The organism is Hephaestia mangrovi (genome assembly GCF_019880555.1).
GTDB lineage: Bacteria > Pseudomonadota > Alphaproteobacteria > Sphingomonadales > Sphingomonadaceae > Sphingomonas > Sphingomonas mangrovi.
Window position 1 is genome coordinate 73,346 of record NZ_JAINVU010000003.1, and the last position, 17,486, is coordinate 90,831.

The 17,486-nt window shown below is 63.8% G+C and carries 10 protein-coding genes; 6 read left to right on the forward strand and 4 right to left on the reverse strand.

Annotated elements, in window-relative coordinates; translation table 11 throughout:
* Position 1: 1 nt before the first annotated feature.
* The 3 genes from K7G81_RS07785 (at position 2) to K7G81_RS07795 (ending at position 4,992) form a co-directional block, all read left to right on the forward strand.
* Positions 2 to 1,270 carry a phosphatidylinositol-specific phospholipase C1-like protein gene (locus K7G81_RS07785; RefSeq protein ID WP_223030221.1) on the forward strand — a complete coding sequence of 423 codons (1,269 nt, stop codon included), beginning with the start codon at positions 2 to 4 and terminating at the stop codon, positions 1,268 to 1,270.
* The gene (locus K7G81_RS07790) at positions 1,267 to 3,501 is read left to right on the forward strand and encodes a GH92 family glycosyl hydrolase (RefSeq protein WP_223030222.1); all 2,235 of its coding nucleotides are present in this window, start codon (positions 1,267 to 1,269) and stop codon (positions 3,499 to 3,501) included. Before K7G81_RS07785 ends, K7G81_RS07790 begins: the two co-directional genes overlap by 4 nt.
* Before the next feature lie 123 nt (positions 3,502 to 3,624).
* On the forward strand, positions 3,625 to 4,992 hold the full coding sequence (locus K7G81_RS07795) for an L-serine ammonia-lyase (RefSeq protein WP_223030223.1): 1,368 nt from the start codon (positions 3,625 to 3,627) through the stop codon (positions 4,990 to 4,992).
* A gap of 24 nt (positions 4,993 to 5,016) precedes the next feature.
* Here K7G81_RS07795 and K7G81_RS07800 read toward each other — a convergent pair whose 3' ends face one another.
* Positions 5,017 to 6,237: an NAD(P)/FAD-dependent oxidoreductase gene (locus K7G81_RS07800; protein ID WP_223030224.1), complete on the reverse strand. Its 1,221-nt coding sequence runs from the start codon at positions 6,235 to 6,237 to the stop codon at positions 5,017 to 5,019.
* A gap of 207 nt (positions 6,238 to 6,444) precedes the next feature.
* Between K7G81_RS07800 and K7G81_RS07805 the strand changes: the two genes are divergently transcribed.
* Positions 6,445 to 6,717, forward strand: a complete 273-nt coding sequence (locus K7G81_RS07805; protein ID WP_223030225.1) for a metal-sensitive transcriptional regulator — start codon at positions 6,445 to 6,447, stop codon at positions 6,715 to 6,717.
* Positions 6,718 to 6,778: 61 nt separating this feature from the next.
* A complete protein-coding gene (locus tag K7G81_RS07810) occupies positions 6,779 to 7,909 on the forward strand; it encodes a permease (protein WP_223030226.1) in 1,131 nt (376 codons plus the stop codon).
* Positions 7,910 to 7,948: 39 nt separating this feature from the next.
* Here the strand turns inward: K7G81_RS07810 and K7G81_RS07815 are convergent, their stop codons facing one another.
* The 3 genes from K7G81_RS07815 to K7G81_RS07825 form a co-directional block, all read right to left on the reverse strand.
* Positions 7,949 to 10,288, reverse strand: a complete 2,340-nt coding sequence (locus tag K7G81_RS07815; RefSeq protein ID WP_223030227.1) for a glycoside hydrolase family 31 protein — start codon at positions 10,286 to 10,288, stop codon at positions 7,949 to 7,951.
* Positions 10,288 to 11,883 (reverse strand): GH39 family glycosyl hydrolase, encoded by a 1,596-nt coding sequence (locus tag K7G81_RS07820; protein ID WP_255586779.1) that lies wholly within the window; start codon positions 11,881 to 11,883, stop codon positions 10,288 to 10,290. The genes K7G81_RS07815 and K7G81_RS07820 overlap by 1 nt, the downstream gene beginning before the upstream one ends.
* Before the next feature lie 97 nt (positions 11,884 to 11,980).
* Positions 11,981 to 14,974 (reverse strand): TonB-dependent receptor, encoded by a 2,994-nt coding sequence (locus tag K7G81_RS07825; RefSeq protein WP_223030228.1) that lies wholly within the window; start codon positions 14,972 to 14,974, stop codon positions 11,981 to 11,983.
* Positions 14,975 to 15,248: 274 nt separating this feature from the next.
* Between K7G81_RS07825 and K7G81_RS07830 the strand changes: the two genes are divergently transcribed.
* Positions 15,249 to 17,477 carry a beta propeller repeat protein gene (locus K7G81_RS07830; RefSeq protein ID WP_255586780.1) on the forward strand — a complete coding sequence of 743 codons (2,229 nt, stop codon included), beginning with the start codon at positions 15,249 to 15,251 and terminating at the stop codon, positions 17,475 to 17,477.
* Positions 17,478 to 17,486 lie beyond the last annotated feature (9 nt).

Sequence of the window (17,486 nt, forward strand, 5' to 3'; positions counted from 1 at the left end):
CATGACGCATCATCGGATCGCCGGACGCCGCACAGCAATGCTCGTCACGATGGCGGCCGCCCTGGCCGTCACGCCCGCGGCAGCCGCCCCGCGATGCAGGCTCGACGCGCCTACGGCAACAGCCGCCGGGCCAGGCTGCGCCAGGCAATGGATGGACCGGCATCTTCGGGTCAACGACCTGCTGACAATAGGCACCCACAACAGCTACAAGCACGCGATCCCCGCGCCGGATTACCGTATCATCGCCGATCATGACGCACTGCTGGCGAAACGGCTGGATTATGCGCACAAGTCGCTGACCGCCCAGCTGAACGCTGGCGCGCGCCAGATCGAAATCGATGTCGTCTATGATCCGAACGGCGGCCGCTATGCCGACCCGCTGATCGCGCGGATGACGCAGACCAGGCTCGATCCCGCCTGGGTTGCCATGATGCGCCGGCCGGGATTCAAGGTGCTGCACATTCCCGACGTGGATTTCCGGTCGAGCTGTGTGACTTTCAAGCGGTGCCTCGGCATCGTCAAGGCGTGGTCGCAAGCCCATCCCCATCACGCCCCGATCACCATCCTGATCAACGCCAAGCAGGGCGGGGCCGCGCCCGGCGGCGTGCCGCTACTGCCGTTTGACGCCACAGCATTCGACGCGCTCGATCGCGAAGTCCGCGACGTGCTGCCGCCCGCGATGCTGATCACGCCCGACGACGTTCAGGGCCGTTATGCGACGCTGCGCGATGCCGTGCTGCATGACAATTGGCCGCAGCTGGGCGCAGCGCGGGGGCGGATCATGTTCGCGCTCGACGAAAGCCCGGCGGTGGTCGCCGTCTATCGCGGCGCCCGCCACTCGCTGGAGGGGCGCGTGATGTTCGTCAATGCACCCGACGAATCGTCGCCGGCGGCCGCCTATCTGACGCTCACCGATCCGGTGAAGGATGCCGACCGGATCGCGCGCGACGCCCGCGCGGGATTCCTGGTCCGCACGCGTGCCGATGCCGATACGTTCGAGGCGCGCCGCGATGATGTCGGCCATCGCGACCTTGCCCTGCACTCGGGCGCGCAGATGGTGTCGACCGATTATCTCTGGCCCGATCCGCGCTTTGCAGGCGGTTATACGGTGCGCCTGCCGAACCATGCCGCCTCGATCTGCAATCCGATGCGCACGCAGGGCGAATGCGGCGGGCTGCCTGTCGAGACGGTTGATGCCGCGGACTGGCACGCCGCCGAAGTCGCGCCGCTCGTCTCGCCGGCGCCACGAGATGCGGGTACGGCGAAATGAGGATCGCCCGCGGTTTCGCCCTCCTGCCGGTGCTCGCTCTGCTCGGCGCGGCACCGGCGCCCGGCGATGCTGTCGCGGAGGTCGATCCGTTCATCGGCGTCGACTGGGGCGGTGGCGCCTTCGTCGGCGCGGCGGTGCCGTTCGGCATGGTCAAGCTCGGGCCGGACATGGAGAGTTTCGACGGCGTACCGACCAAATTCGGCTATCGGAGCGCGGGACGCATCCTGGGATTCAGCCACACCCACTTGAGCGGAGCGGCGGGAAAATACGGCAATATCCGGGTGATGCCGGCAAGTGGCCCGCTCGACATGACCGACCTCGCATCCCCTCGCAGCGCGGAGAGCGATGCGCCGGGTTATTACACCTCGAAGTTGACACGCCCGGACGTTCGTGCGGAACTTACTGCGGATGCACGCGCCGGCGTGCATCGCTACACGTTCCTGTCGGCACGGCCGGCGCATCTGACGGTGCGCATCGACCAGATGCTGAGCAAAAGCCCGGGGCCCGAAGATCAGCGTTTCCTAGGCGGCAGCGTTCACCTCGCTTCGCGGCACGAGATCGACGGCATGGGCCGCTATGCCGGCGGCTGGAACATGGGCGGCGAGTATCGGGTCTATTTCGCGCTCGTCACCGATCGCGACGCAAGCGGCGTTAGAAGCTGGACGGGCGGCGCGCCCTCCGCCGGGAAGGACGTGACCGTATCGGGCGATCACCCGCTCGGCGCCGTCCTCGATTTCGGCGCGCATGCCGGACAAACCGTCACCGCGCGTGTCGGCCTGTCGTTCGTCAGCATCCATCAGGCGCGCCACAACGCGCTCGCCGCGGCCGGATTCGACGCCACGCGTGCGGCGGCGACGGCGCGCTGGCGCCGCGCGCTGGCGCCGATCACCGTCGACGGCGGCACCCCGGCACAGCGGCGCGAATTATACACCGCCTTGTATCACGTCATGCTCCTGCCCACCGATCGCACCGGCGAGAATCCCAACTGGCAGTCGGGCGAGCCTTATTATGACGATTACTACACGTTGTGGGATACGTTCCGCAGCCAGTGGCCGCTGCTGACGCTGATCGCCCCCGATCGCAGCCGGGACATGGTGCGATCGCTGATCGATATCTATCGCCACGACGGCTGGCTGCCCGACGGCCGCAGCGGCAATATCAACGGCCGCACCCAGGGCGGCAGCAACGCGGACGTCGTCATCGCCGACGCTTTCGTGAAGGGCCTGCGCGGCATCGACTATCGGACCGCGCTGCAGGCGGTGCTGAAAGACGCCACCGTCTCGCCGGAGAATCCTCAGAAGGAAGGGCGCGGCGGGCTGCCGGACTATCTTGGCAAGGGCTATATCAGCACCAGATACGAACGCGCCGGATCGCGCACGGTCGAATATGCCTATGACGATTACGCCATCGCCGAGCTTGCCTGCGGGCTCGGCCGGGACGACCTCGCCAGGGCGTTCGCCAAGCGCGCCGGCAACTGGGCCAATCTGTGGGATCGCTCGCTGAGCGTGGAGGGCGTGAGCGGGTTCCTGCGGCCGCGCAATCCCGATGGGAGCTGGGCCGCCCCTTATCTGGTCGAGCGGGGCACCTGGCCCGATTTCATGTACGAAGCGGATATCTGGACCTATTCGCTCTACGCCCCGCAGGACGTCGCGCGACTGATTGGGCTGTCCGGCGGAAAGGCCGGCTTCATCAAGCGCCTCGATACGCTGTTCGACCATGGCCATTTCGACATGGGCAACGAACCCGGCTTCCTGATTCCGATGCTCTATCATTGGGCTGGCCGTCCCGATCTCTCGGTCGATCGCATCATCGCCTATCGCGAGCGAGACTTCACCGATCGCCGTGCGGGCATTCCCGGCAATGACGATGCCGGCGCGATGTCGAGCTGGCTGATCTTCCAGATGCTCGGCTTCTACCCCGTCGCGGGACAGGATGTGTATCTGATCGGCTCGCCTGTCTTCCCGCGCAGTACGATCGATCTGGGCGAAGGCAAGCGCCTCACGATCCTCGCCGAGGGATTGGGAAGCGACACGACGGCTCGGTACGTCCAGTCCGCCGAGCTCAACGGCAAGCCGCTCGACCGCGCATGGTTTCGCCAGTCGGAAATCGCCGACGGCGGCACGCTGCGGCTGCACATGGGGTCGGCGCCGAGCACGTGGGGAACGGCAACCCCGCCCCCGTCGCTGTCAGACGGCGCGCAATTCGACCACTGCCCGTCAGCCGATGGCTGACTACGCGAGCGCGCCGGACCAGCGCCACCGAGAGTTTCAAGACACGGCTGGATAGGGGCAGCGGCCCGTCGTATTCCGCCCGGCGGCGCTTCGCATCGGGCGAGGCGGATGATTGGGCTTTGCATGACTGTATCCGAACCCACCGTGCCGGTGAGCATTGCCGAACTGTTCACGATCGGCATCGGCCCATCGAGCTCGCACACCGTCGGGCCGATGCGCGCGGCACGGCGCTTCGCCGCGCTGGCGGCGGCTGACCAACTGCCGGTGCGGGTTCGCTGCACGCTGCACGGCTCGCTGGCGCTGACCGGGCGCGGCCACGCCACCGACACCGCGGTGCTGCTGGGGCTGGCCGGTTGGGAACCGGAGACGATCGACCCCGATGCCGTGCCGGCAATCGTCGCCGGCATAAGGGAAAGCGGGCGGCTGCCGCTCGATGGCGCGACCGAGATCGCTTTCGACGAGGCGCGCGATCTTGTCCTCGATCCGTCCTTCCTGGCCGACCATCCCAACGGCATGGTGTTCGAGGCGGTATTCGCCGATGGCGACCGGCTGACGCGCCGTTATGCCTCGATCGGCGGCGGCGCGATCGTCGAGGCGGGGGCGCCGGCGCGGCAGACCAACGTATCGCTGCGCCACGATTTCGCTTCGGCCGCCGAATTGCTGGCGCTCGGCAAGGACCGCAGCCTGACCATCGCCGAGATTGTGCGCGCCAACGAGGAAGCGTGGCGCCCTGCCGCCGAGACCGACGCCTTGCTCGATCGCGTTCACCAGGCGATGAGCGCTTGCATCGATCGCGGACTGACGCAGGACGGCGTGCTGCCGGGCGGGCTCGGCGTGCGGCGGCGCGCCAGAGCGTTGCACGATCGGCTGAACGCACGCGGCGGGCCGATCGAGCCAGCGGACGTATTCGAATGGGTCAGCCTGTGGGCACTCGCGGTCAATGAAGAGAACGCCGCCGGCGGCCGTGTCGTCACCGCGCCGACCAACGGCGCCGCGGGTGTGATCCCGGCGGTGCTGCGCTATTACACCACATTCGTGCCGGGCGCCGACGCGGCGGGCGTGCGGCGCTTCCTCTACACCGCCGCCGCGATCGGCTTGCTATACAAGAAGCGCGCATCGATCTCCGCAGCCGAGATGGGCTGCCAGGGCGAGGTAGGCGTCGCCTGCTCGATGGCAGCCGCTGGCCTTGCGGCAGTGCTCGGCGCCAGCAACATGCAGGTCGAGAATGCCGCCGAGATCGGCATGGAGCATAATCTCGGCCTTACCTGCGATCCGGTCGGCGGGCTGGTGCAGATTCCCTGTATCGAGCGCAACACCATGGGCGCGGTGAAGGCGATCAATGCCGCTTATCTCGCCCTGCGCGGCGACGGCGCGCATATCGTCAGCCTGGACGCCGTGATCGAGACGATGCGCCAGACCGGTGTCGACATGCAATCGCGCTACAAGGAAACCAGCCAGGGCGGCCTCGCCGTCAACGTCGTCGAATGCTGACGGCACCAACGCGACGCTTCCCGGTCAGAGCATCTCCTTGAGCGGCACAGACGTATCCGCCAGCACTGCCGGATCGATCCTGGCGCCGGCCTCGACCGGCTTGCGGCCCTGGACGTAATCCTTGGTCGCATTGACGCAATCGAGCGCGATCACCCTGCCCTGCTTGAGGTAGACGACCGAAAAGCTGCGTGCGGCGGGATCGCCGCGCACCACCGTCTCGTCATAGCCGAGCGACAGCCCGATCGTCTGGAGCCGAAGGTCATATTGGTTCGACCAGAACCAGGGGATCGCCTGATAGGTCATATCGTCGCCGAGGATCGCCCTCGCGGCCACGCTTGCCTGATCGGTGGCGTTCTGCACCGATTCGAGCCGCACTTTGGCGTCGCCGGCAAAGCGATTGGCATGCAGAGCGCAATCGCCGACCGCGAAGATATCGGGCAGCGAGGTGCGGCATTGCGCATCCACCCGCACGCCATTGCCGCCCACCGCGCCGGCCGCGATCAGCGGCTCGACCGCCGGCACGATGCCGATCCCGACGACGACCAGATCGGCCGGCACGACCTCTCCGCCGGCCAGCCGCACGCCGGTCACGCGGCCATCGCCCTCGATCGCTTCGACGGCCACGCCGAGCCGGACATCGACGCCATGGGCGCGATGCTCGGCCTCGTAAAAGCGCGACAACTCCGGCCCGGCGACCCGCGCCATCACTCGATCGAGCGCCTCGATCACCGTCACATGCTTGCCGAATTTGGATAGCACCGCCGCCGCTTCGAGCCCGATGAAACCGCCGCCGATCACCACCGCGTCGCGCACCGCGGGCAATTCGGCGATCATGCGATCGACGTCCGCCCGATTGCGCACCGTGTGAACCCCGACGAGATCGCCGCCCTGGCAGGTGAGCCGTCGCGGATGGCCGCCCGCCGCCCAGACCAGCACACCGTAGCCGATGCTTTCCCCGCTCGCGGTCATCACGACATGCGCCGCTGGATCGACCGCGACGACACGGCGACCGGGCAGCATCGTCACCTGCCGGTCTTCCCAGAACGCCGGCGGACGGATCAGGATGCGATCGAAGCTCTTGTCTCCGGCGAGATATTCCTTGCTCAAGGGCGGGCGCTCGTACGGCAATTCCGGTTCATCGCCGACGATCGCGATCGACCCGTCGAACTTGCCCTGGCGCAATGCGATCGCGACCTGCGCGCCGCCATGCCCTGCACCCACGATAAGGACATCAACCTGTTCCATCGCTGCCTGATAGGGAAAGGGAACCTGTCTTGTCAGCACTCATGTGGCGGACGCGTGCCCGAACGAGCCATCCCGTCGGCCGCCATATTGGGTCGCCTCAGAACCCGTCTCGGCGCGATGCGGGCGATGGCTTTGCAGGGGCCCCTCTTGAAAACGCCCTTGCGGTGCGCCAGCTATATACCCCTACAGGGTATCGGCGAGGCCTATATGAACGACATGCGCAAGAGCACGGTCAACCGGTTGAGGCGCATCGAGGGGCAGGTGCGCGGGCTGGCGCAAATGGTTGAGGACGAACGCTATTGCATCGATATCCTGCATCAGATCCAGGCGGTGAAATCGGCGCTTGGCAAGGTCGAAAGCTCGGTCCTGAAGGATCACGCCGCGCACTGCGTTGCCGATGCGATCCGATCGGGTGATCCGGCCGAGCAGCACGAAAAGTTCGGCGAACTGGTCGACCTGTTCGAGAAGGTGAAGCGCTGATCGCAAGCGCTCCCGCCTCCATTGCCGCGCCAAACGGCGTTCGACGCGTAACGGGAAAAGCATGACGGACATCATCACGACGATCGGACAAGCGCTGCTGATGGCATTCGGCATGGCGTGGAAAACGGGCTGGGCCCTCATTCTCGGCTTCACGATTTCGTCAGTGCTGCGCGCGATCGTCCCGACCGATACGATCAAACGGCACCTGGGCGGCTCCGATCTTCGGCAGGTGGGAATCGCCGCCCTTTTCGGGGCGGCCAGTTCCTCCTGCTCTTATGCCGCCGCGGCGATCATGCGCACGCTGTTCAGAAAGGGCGCCAGCCTCGTTACCTCGCTCGCCTTTCTGTTCGCGGCGACCAATCTTGTGCTCGAACTCGGCATCGTTCTCTATCTGCTGATGGGCTGGCAGTTCATGGTTGCGGAATGGCTGGGCGGGATCGCGCTGATCGCCATCATGAGCCTGATCGTTCGCCTGACCTATCCGGCGAAGCTGGGCGAGGAGGCTCGATCGATGGGCAATGGCGATGATCCGACCATGCCGGAAACCGGGGGCGACGATCACCAGCGCTGGTGGCAGAAACTGGCGCGGCCCGACATCCGAGCCACCATCGCGCGGAACTTCACGATGGAATGGTCTATGCTGTGGAAGGATCTGGCGATCGGCTTCGTCGTCGGCGGTTTCGTCGCCGCCTTCGTGCCGCGCGACCTCTGGCAGTCGTTGTTCCTGACCGATGCGCCATCCTGGATTCAGGTTCCGGCCAATGCGCTGATCGGCCCCATCGTGGCGATGCTGACCTTCGTGTGCTCGGTCGGCAACATTCCGCTCGCCGCGGTCCTGTGGGGCGGGGGCGCGAGTTTCGGTGGCGTGATCGCCTTCATCTACGGCGATCTGATCGTGCTTCCGCTGCTCGATGTCTATCGGCGCTATTTCGGATGGAAGATGGCGGCCTATATCGGCCTGGTGCTGTTCGCCTCGATGGCAGGCGCGGCGATCGTCATCGATCTCGCGTTCACCGCGATCGGGATCGTGCCGCACCATGCCACCGACATCCGCGCAATGCTGACGAGCTTTTCGATCGACTATACCTTTTGGCTGAACCTGATCTTCGGGCTTTTGGGCCTGGCACTGTTTATCGTCAGCCGACGGTCGGCACGCGATAAGGCGCATAGCGGGTGCGCGCACTGCCATTGAGGCGCAACGGCGACGGCAGCAGCCGCCGCCGCTTTTCATTCAACCTGCGGGCTCCGATGGCGAGACGATCTTGACCAGCGGCGCGAGCGACTGCCCGGTGGGCAGTGCGCCCGAAGCAGTCAGGCGGCGCGTCGCTTCGTGCCAACTCAGCGTCGCGGTGCGGCCCGGCCGCTTGCTGGTGCCGTCATCGTCATAAAGCGTGAAGGTTGCATCGCGGCCGGGATAGACGCGAATCTCCTTCAACGGCTGCTTGGTCATGGTGCTGGGCACCTGGACGCCGAGGGGAACGATCGAGCCCGCGCGGACGTAGAGCGGGATACGATCGATCGGCGCGGCGGCGGTGATCCACTGGCCACCGGCGATGCGTGCGTTCGTCCACCAATCATACCAGTCAGACCCAGCGGGCAGATAGACGCGGCGGCTGGTCTGTCCTTGCCTCGTGACCGGCGCGACGAGAAAGGCCGGACCCAACATATATTCGTCGTCAAGATCGGCGACTTCCGGATCGTCCGGGAAATCCATGAACAGCGCGCGCATGAAGGGGGCGCCGGTTTCGGCCGTGGTATGCCCAAGCGCATAGAGATAGGGAATCAGCGAATAGCGCAGCCGCAGCCATTGCTCGAGCACCGGCAGCGCGGCGTCGCCATAGGACCACAAGGCGGTCGCCGGGCGCTGACCGTGAATGCGTAGGGTCGGCGTAAGGCTATTGTATTCGAACCAGCGCGTGAACAGTTCGGGATAATCGGGATCGCCGGGAGACATCGCGGTGGCGCCGGCGGGATCGAGCAACGGCGGATGCGCGGGAACGTGCGGCGCTGGCCATTGCCAGCCGCCGGTATCGCTGCCCCAGTAAGCAAGACCGGTCGCGGTGAAATCGAGTCCGGTCGGCACTTGGCGGCGCAACGCTTCCCAACTGGCATCGACATCGGACGACCAGAACAGGCACCCCGTGCGCTGCGAACCGAGATAGGCGGCACGGCATAACAGCAGATTGCGGAAGTCAGGCCGATCACGCGCCGATCCTTCCGCGACGCCCTCGGTATGAAGCAGCGGGAACACATTATGATAGCGGTCGCCCGAGCCGATCGAATACCAATGGCCATCGGGAACGAGGTCCGGCTCCGTCTCGTCAAGCCAGAACCAATCGAACCCCTGGCTGGCGATATTGTCGCGAATCTTGCCCCAATACCAGGCGCGTGCGTCGGGATTGGTGCTGTCGATCAGGGCGCCGGCGCGGTCCGAACGGATCGGCAGGCCATCGACCGGGCTGCCGTCCTTGTCATGGAGGAACCAGCCCTTCGACGCGAGAAGATCGTAATATCGTGATTCCTTCTCGAACCGCGGCCAGACCGATATGATGCTGTGCATCCCCATCGCATGAAGCTTCTCGTTCATACCCTTGGGGTCGGGAAAAGCGGTGGGATCGATGTCGAGTTGCCCCATCCGCGTCCAATAGAACCAATCGAGCACCATCACGTCGAGCGGCAGGCCGCGGCGGCGATAGCCGTCAGCGACGCTCATCAGTTCCTTTTGCGTTTCATAACGCGCCTTGGACTGGATCAGGCCGAATGCCGCTTTGGGCGGAAGCGGCGTTGGACCGGTCAGCTTGGCATAACCGGCATAAAGCGCATCGGCGGTCGGCCCGGTGATGACGAAGAACGATACGCGCTCGCCAACTTCGGACTGGAAATGCGTGCGACCGTTGAGCCCCGGCGAGACGATCGTTTCAGACGGATTGTCCCACACGATGCCATAGCCCTTGGTGCTGACCATGAACGGCACGCACACCGTTTCGCCGGCGGGCGCGTCATAATTGTGCTTGCAGTCGATCGTACGTCCCTTGAGGTCCAGAATTCCCTGTTGGTTCTGGCCAAGCCCGTAATAATGCTCGTCGGCACTGGTCGAGAAAGTTGCGCCGACCCGAAACGTCTTTTCCGTATTGACCGTATGCGGCGCCATTTCCCAACCCGTCATGTCGAGCAGCACCTTGCCGTCTGCGCCCCGGATCGTCAGCGCGACGGGCGGAAGCGATGGCGCGAAATAGCGTTGCATCTGCGTCGGTGGCTGCGGCGTCGGCGACGGATCGACGATGACCGACAAAGCTGAGGACGCGAACACGTCTCCGGCCTTGTCCTTCCGGTGCGTCCAGCCGGCATCGTCCGGCTTGGCGATGAAGCCATAGCCGGGCGCGGCCTCGGCCTCGTCCTTTTCCAATGAAATGGTCACGCGGACGATGTTCGGCGCATAGGGCTCGATCGAGACCTTGCTGCCGTAGCGATCGAGCGTTGCCATCGGCGCAGCATGCGCCGCGGACACCGCAGTCGTCGTCAGCAACGCGGCGACGACAACGCGGGTACCGGGGATCGCTGGCACTTTCATTACTTTCGCTCCTTGGGTGCAATTGACGCCGATGACATGGGCGACAGCGTGACGAGCACGATATCATTGCTTCGCATCGGCATCTCGATATCGAATTGGCCGGTGCCGTCGATCGTCGCCATGCGATCGACGACCGGCAGGTCGCGAGTAAGTTGCTGCAACCTGCTCAATTGCGCCGCATCGAGCGTCTTCGGCAGGCCCATATCGATATAGGCCGAATAAGCGTCGTTATGGCGATAGCCGGTGCGATAGGCACGCACCCGGTAACCGCCGGGCCGCAGATGCTCGAACGCGACTCTCGCCGGCGATGCTTGGGTGGATGGCACCAGCTTGGTGTAGAACGGCCGGTTACTGACGGGCTGTTTCGGTTGCTGCCAGTCCCACAGCAACACCTCCGTGGAGGAACCATCGGTGGTTGCCATCACCTGTGCATCTGCGGTCGGGATAACGCGCCCGTCGAGCGCGTTCAGATATTTGTAGGCGAAGAAGGCCGGCTTTCTGATACCTTCGGGATTGAGCAGCCCGAAGCCGCCCTGGAAAGGCGCAGTGGGCGGCCCCGGCTCCTCGAACAGATCCGAATAGGTCCAATAGCTCATGCCTTGGACCTCGCCTGCCACCGCCTTGATCCGCGACAGGATGTAAGGTGCGCTGATATAGGAATCGTGCACGGCATCGCGCGGCGTGTAGCTGGTGCTCCATTCGGTGAAAAAGAGTGGCAGGTTCGGAAATGGCGAGGCGCTGATCTGCGCCCTTACCTTCTTCACATCGCCGATGATCGCGTTGGGATCGGCCGACAGCTTGGTATCACTTTTGCCGTTCTCGTCGAGAAAGCCGCCATCGACGCCGTAGCTGTGCGTGGTGACGAAATCGACCGGCGTATGATGGGCCGCGGCATAGTCGAGAAACTCGGGCACCCAAGCTGCTCCCGCTGTCGCCGGACCGCCGACCTGTAGATCCGGGTCGATCGCCTTGATGGTTCGCGCGGTGGAATCGTATAGTTCGAAATAGGCCTTTTGATCCGCGCCCTCCCAAAAGCCGCTGAGATTGGGCTCGTTCCAAACCTCGAAATACCAGCGTCGCACCTCGGCGGGGCCGTAGCGCGCCTCGAGATGTCGAACGAACGCGTCGATCAGGTTGCGCCAGCCATCGGGCTTCGGATGAGAGGTATTGCCCTTCCAGTAAAAGATCGTCTGGGGCGAGGTCGCGAGCGCATCAGGCGTGAAGCTGAGCTCGACAAAGGGACGGATGCGGCGCGCCAGCAGATCGTCATAGAGCCGGTCGATGCCTCGCCAGTCATATACCGTCTTGCCATCAACCAGGCGCACCGTCTGCAGCACGTCGTGGAAGATCCCGTGGAAGCGGAGATAACGGAAACCCAGTTCGTCGACTGCGGTTTTGAGCTGCGCCTGCGAATCGGTGCGGATCAGCGTGCCCGGATAATCGGAGCCGACGGAGAAATTATAGAAGCGGTCGAGCGGTCTGCCCGCCCGCGCTAGATCGACCGTAATTTCGCGGTCAGCGGGCGCAATCGCCCTCGCCGGAGCCGTGCAGAGAGTTGCCGCCAGCGCGACGCACATTGCCATTCGCCGGATCATGATCGATCGCCCCATCGCCATTGCGCCACCTTAGATCGAAAGAAAAATGGGGGAGAGCCAATCCCGCGGGACGGCTCTCCACCCAGGGAGGAAGCTGTTAGAACTTGACCCGAACCGAAGCCGTATAACGGCGATCGCTCTGGAACCAGGCGCGCCCCATCATCCCGAACGACTGCTGCATCAGCACTCGATTGACTGAATTGGTGAGATTCTGCGCCTCGAGGCCGAGCGAGATCTTGTCATGGTTGAACTTGAAGAAGATTGACCCGTCGAGTTCACCATAGGAGCCGTTCCAGGTCGGCAGCCCCCAAACGACGCAGTGGCTCGCGGCAGGATCACTCGGATCACCGCAGGAAACGCCGCCCGGCGTCAGCGGCGATCCATCGCTTCCCTGCGTGCCGTTGACGTTGGTCGCGAGAAGATATTTGCTGCGCCAATTATAGGCCAGACGGATCGAAATGATCCCTTTCTCGTAATAGCCGGTCAGATTGTAACTATATTTCGACAAGCCTTCGAGAGGCAGGTTGCCGAAGATCGTGCCGTTGGTATCGACGCCGTTGGCCGAGGCAAACGCGCCGCTGTTCGCTTGCAGCGAAGACGCGTTGATGTGGGTAGAGCTGTCGACATAGGTGAAGTTCGACGAGATGCCGAAACCGCTCAGAAGGCCGGGCAGGAAATTGAAAGCCTGGTTATACCCAAGCTCGAACCCTTTGACGTTGGCTGTGCCGACATTCTGCAGCTGAACCAGCGGAAAAGTGGTCCCGTGGAATTCATAGGGCGTCTCGACGTTGCGGATAATATTGTCGAGATGCTTGTAGAACACCGTTGCAGTCAACGAGCTGGCCGTGCCGAAATACCATTCAAGCGCCGCGTCTGCCTGGTTCGAAATGGTGGGCTTAAGATACGGATTGCCCGACGCGGTCGATGAGAAATTGTAGGCGCCGGTGGTGGTGTCGTATGACGCCGAGAGCGGCGTATAGGCCTGAAGCTGGCTGAAGGACGGCCGCGCCATTTGCCGCCCGGCAGCGAAGCGCGCCTGAAGATTGGGCGTGATCTTGTAAAGGAGATCGAGCGTCGGCAGGAAATAACTGTATTTGTTTTTCGCGACGATGGGATCGCTCGCGCCCGTGAACACCGGGCCACCCGGAGGCGCACCGGAAATCGGCTGCGGCTCGACCACGAAGCCGTCGGCGCTCATATCGGTCTTTACCCAGCGCAGACCGATATTGCCGGTCAATGGCACGCCCTGATCATCGAAACCGAACTTCAGCAAACCGTAAAGCGCATAGGTGTTTTCGCTCTGGATATTGGTCTGAGCATCGCCGAAGGCCGCCAGGGCGAATGTCGGACAATCCGCTGCCGTATGGATCTCCCGACACAGCTGGGTCGTGATGTCGTGTAGCGCGAAATAGGTGTCCGGATATCCGGTAGCCTGAGACGTCGCAGGGAACACGACGCGGGTCGGCACATCGGCGCCGCCATGATAGAAGTTGCCGCCAAAGTTGAAGAGCTGGCTCGCCGACGGGAATTCAGACAAATAGGCCAGTCGCGGAAGCGTTCCGGGAACCTGCCAGGTCTGGCTGACCGGCTGCCAATTATAGGGTGATCCCTTGTTATCGGCCTTGGTATTGGTCATGCGACCGCCGAACTGGAAGCTCTTGAGAAAGCCGCCGGTATCGAGGTCATAATCGAGATCGGCTCGATAGGCCCATTCGTTGGCGACGTTGTGCTGACGCTCATCCATGGTGAACGCCCAATAATAATTGGACGAATCGGCGAGGTAATTCTCGTCGACCGAAAGCTTGGGCAAGCCCCCCGATAGATCGATAGTCTGGCTGGGCAGGATCACGCCGGTCGCGACGGTCGAATCGAGCCCGGTGAGCGTCGCGTGAACGTGCTGTAGGTCGCCCTTGACGGTCAAACGGCTGGTCGGACGCCAGGTGATCGTACCGGCGATATCTGTCGTCACCGACTTCTGATCGGCGCTACGCACGTCATCGTTGAACGGCATGCCACCGCCGTCCCCCGGGTTGGGGTCGGTCTCGGTACCGCTCTGGAATACGCCGTTGTCGTCATAGGTGAACTGCGTACCCGGCGCGGGCACGATATTGTAGGCGTTGGTCTGCGCGAAGATCGCGTGTTCGTCCCAGTGGAACTTGTAGTTCGACTGGAAGAACGTGGCGGCGAAATCGAGATTGTCCGCCGGCTTCCATTGCAGGGCGCCGTAAAGGCCGAACCGCCGCCGGGTAAAATCGAGCTGGCGCCAATCGATGCCTTTGGGAATATAGACCGTCTTGCCGGGCACGAGATCGGTGCGCGGGTAATAGGGTTCGACCTGCTCGGCATCGGTGCGCGTCGCGCTGCGTGAAAAGGCGGCATCGACAAGGAAGCCGATCTCGCCAATCGGCGTGTGCCAGCGGTTGCTGTAGATCCCCGAAAAAGAGGGCTCGAGTTGGTTGCGCAAATCGCCGATCGATCCCGAATAGGCGATGCTGAGCACCTGCCCCTTCTGATCGAACGGCATACGCGTGCGCAGATTGACGAGGCCGCCGATGCCGCCTTCGATGTGATCCGCGCTGGGGTCCTTGTACACGTCGACGCCGGCAAGCAGCTCGGGCGGCACGTCCTCGAAGCTCAGGCTGCGGCCGCCATTGGCGCTAAAGCTGTCGCGACCATTGATCTCCGAGCGCACAAAGGTGAGGCCGCGGATATTCACCCCCGACCCTTCGACCGAAAAATGATCGGGATCGTTGCGCGCGATGAAGTGATCGATCGTCACACCGGTGACGCGCTGCAATGCCTCGGTCACGCTGCGGTCGGGCAGCTTGCCAATGTCATCCGACGTGATCGAGTCGACGATTTCGGAAGCATTGCGCTTGATCTGGATCGCGCTCTGAATCGCGGCGCGCTGCCCGGTAACGACGATATCCGCTGGAGCCGCCGGTTGTTTAGTGTCGGTTTGCGCAGTGCCAGTCGATTGATCGGCATCCTGGGGCGTCGCGGTAACGGTATCGCCGGTTTGCGCATAAGCGGCGCCCGGCATGGCAACGGCGCACATTGCCAGCGCCGAAACACCGGCCAATCGAGCCATTTTGTTTCGGCCCATAAGCCCTTTGAAAATATCGATTTGGTGCACTTTCAATTCCCTCTCCCCGTGAGCCGTCACCTCTGGATCGCATGTCCGCATCGGCGTGCCGCGCGTCATACGATTCTTCTTTGTCTGGCACTTAAGGTAGCGCTATCTTAAAAGCGAAGGCAAAACAGAGCAAGTCTTGTCTGATAATCGAGATAAATTATTATTATGTAATAAGTTATCTGACAAATGGCCGAAACAATCCTCGATCGGCCATCGACGGGAGAGAAATTTGTCGGCTCGTCACATTGCCCTGGGCCTAGCGCTCGCGCTGACCTCCACGGTTGTTTTGGGCGCGCCGCGCTCCTCGATTGATTACAACTGGCGATCGGTTTCCGTCGGTGGCGGCGGCTTTGCCCCGGACGTGGTGTTCAGCCGCGCAGCGCGCGGGCTCGCTTATCTCCGCACCGACATGGGGGGCGCTTATCGATGGGATGGCGCGGTCGGCCGGTGGACGCCGCTGGAGGATTCGATCGCGACCGGCAGCTACATGGGAGTCGAGAGTATCGCGGCGGATCCGGTCGATCCCGATATTGTTTATCTTGCGGTCGGCATGTCGTCCCGCAGCGCGGCGGCGATCCTGCGCTCCACCGACCGCGGGGCGCATTGGCAAATTGTGCCGGTGCCATTCCGGATGGGCGGCAATGAGGATGGTCGCGGGCTGGGCGAGCGCCTGGCAATCGACCCGCGCCGGACCAATACCTTGCTGTTCGGCTCACGCCATCAGGGATTGTGGCGGAGCGACGACGGCGCCCGTCATTGGCGCAAGGTGGCCAGCTTCCCGCTTCCCGGTTTAGGGGTGCCGAACGGCCGTTCGACGCACGGCGGACTGAGCTTCGTGTTGTTCGCGCCGCACACGCCGGGCCGGATATTCGTCGCCAGCGCCGATCCCGGGCCCCATCACCTATTCGTCTCCGAAGACGACGGGAAACATTGGCGGCAGGTGGAAGGCGGCCCCGATCCCGCTTTGCTGCCGGTCAAAGCGGTGATCGGCGGCGATGGAATACTGACCATCGCCTATTGCGACGGCATCGGCCCCAACGGCATCACGCGCGGCGCGGTCTGGCGTTACGATCCGGCGTCGGGCAGGTGGACCGACGTTACTCCCGATAAGCGGCCCGACGCGCCGCCGGGCGGTTACATGGGCGTCGCCGTATCGGCGCGCGATCCCCAACTTATCGCGGTCAGCACCGTCGATCGCACGAACCCAGTCGACACCGTTTGGCGCTCTGAGGATGCCGGCCGCCATTGGCAAGCATTGTGGAAACGCAGCACCCGCGATGTTAGCGCAACCCCATTTCTCAATCTCGATGGCGCGGCGCCGAACTTCGGTCACTGGATCGCTGGGCTGGCGATCGACCCCTTCGACGACACGCACGCCGCTTATGTCACCGGCGCGACCGTCTATGCGACACAGCAGTTCGACACCGGCGGCACGATGAGATGGACACCATGGACCGCCGGGATTGAGCAGACCGCAATCATCACGATGGCGAGTCCGACCGGTGGGGCGGCACTGATTTCGGGCTTCGGCGATATCGCGGGATTTCGTCATACTGACCTCGCCAAATCGCCGGCGCACCTCCATCTCCATCCGTTTCTGGTGAACACCAACACGCTCGATTATGCCGGGCTCGCTCCCGACATCATGGTGCGCAGCGGCAGCGCGCACAGCCGCGTAGTGCCAGGACCGACGCTCGCATGGTCGAGCGACAATGGCGAGAACTGGCAGCCGCTTGATCCACCGCACGTCGTGTCGGCCGACAATGCGCCTCTTCCCGTGGAAACCGGTGATGCGCCGATCGTCGTTTCCGCCAACGGCAAAACCTTCGTCGTAGGCGGCGCCTCGCCGGTTCTGACGCGCGATCGCGGCAAGACATGGCATCCCGTGCGCGGGCTGCCGCCACGCGTGCGGATCACCGCCGACAAGGCCGATGCCCATCGCTTCTACGCGATCGATTTTGCCACCAATCGGGTTTTGCGGAGCGACGATGGTGGTGAGCAATTCCATCCGGTCGCCGGACGCGGTCTGCCGCCCGATCTATCGGGTGCCCGCGTGACGTGGCGTGAGGCGCAGAATCCCATGCGCGCAACCCCCGGCGCGGCTGGCGCGCTGTGGCTGCGCATCGGCGACGCGCTCTATCGCTCGCTCAACGCCGGCGATACGTGGCAACGGACCGCGCAAGGGCTCTCGCTCGCTTATTACGGCTTGGGCAAGGCGGCGCCGGGCAGCCGTTGGCCCGCGCTTTACGCAATCGGCACACGCGACGGACTCGAGGCAGTGTGGCGTTCGGTTGACGGTGGAGACAAATGGCGCCGCATCAACGACGCCGCGCACCAATGGGGCCTGCGCTTTCGCTGTATCGTCGGTGATCCCAAGCAATTCGGTCGCGTTTATATCGGCACCGATGGACGCGGCATCGTTTATGGCGATCCGGCTGCCGCGCTCGCGTCGCATTGATCCGGCCAC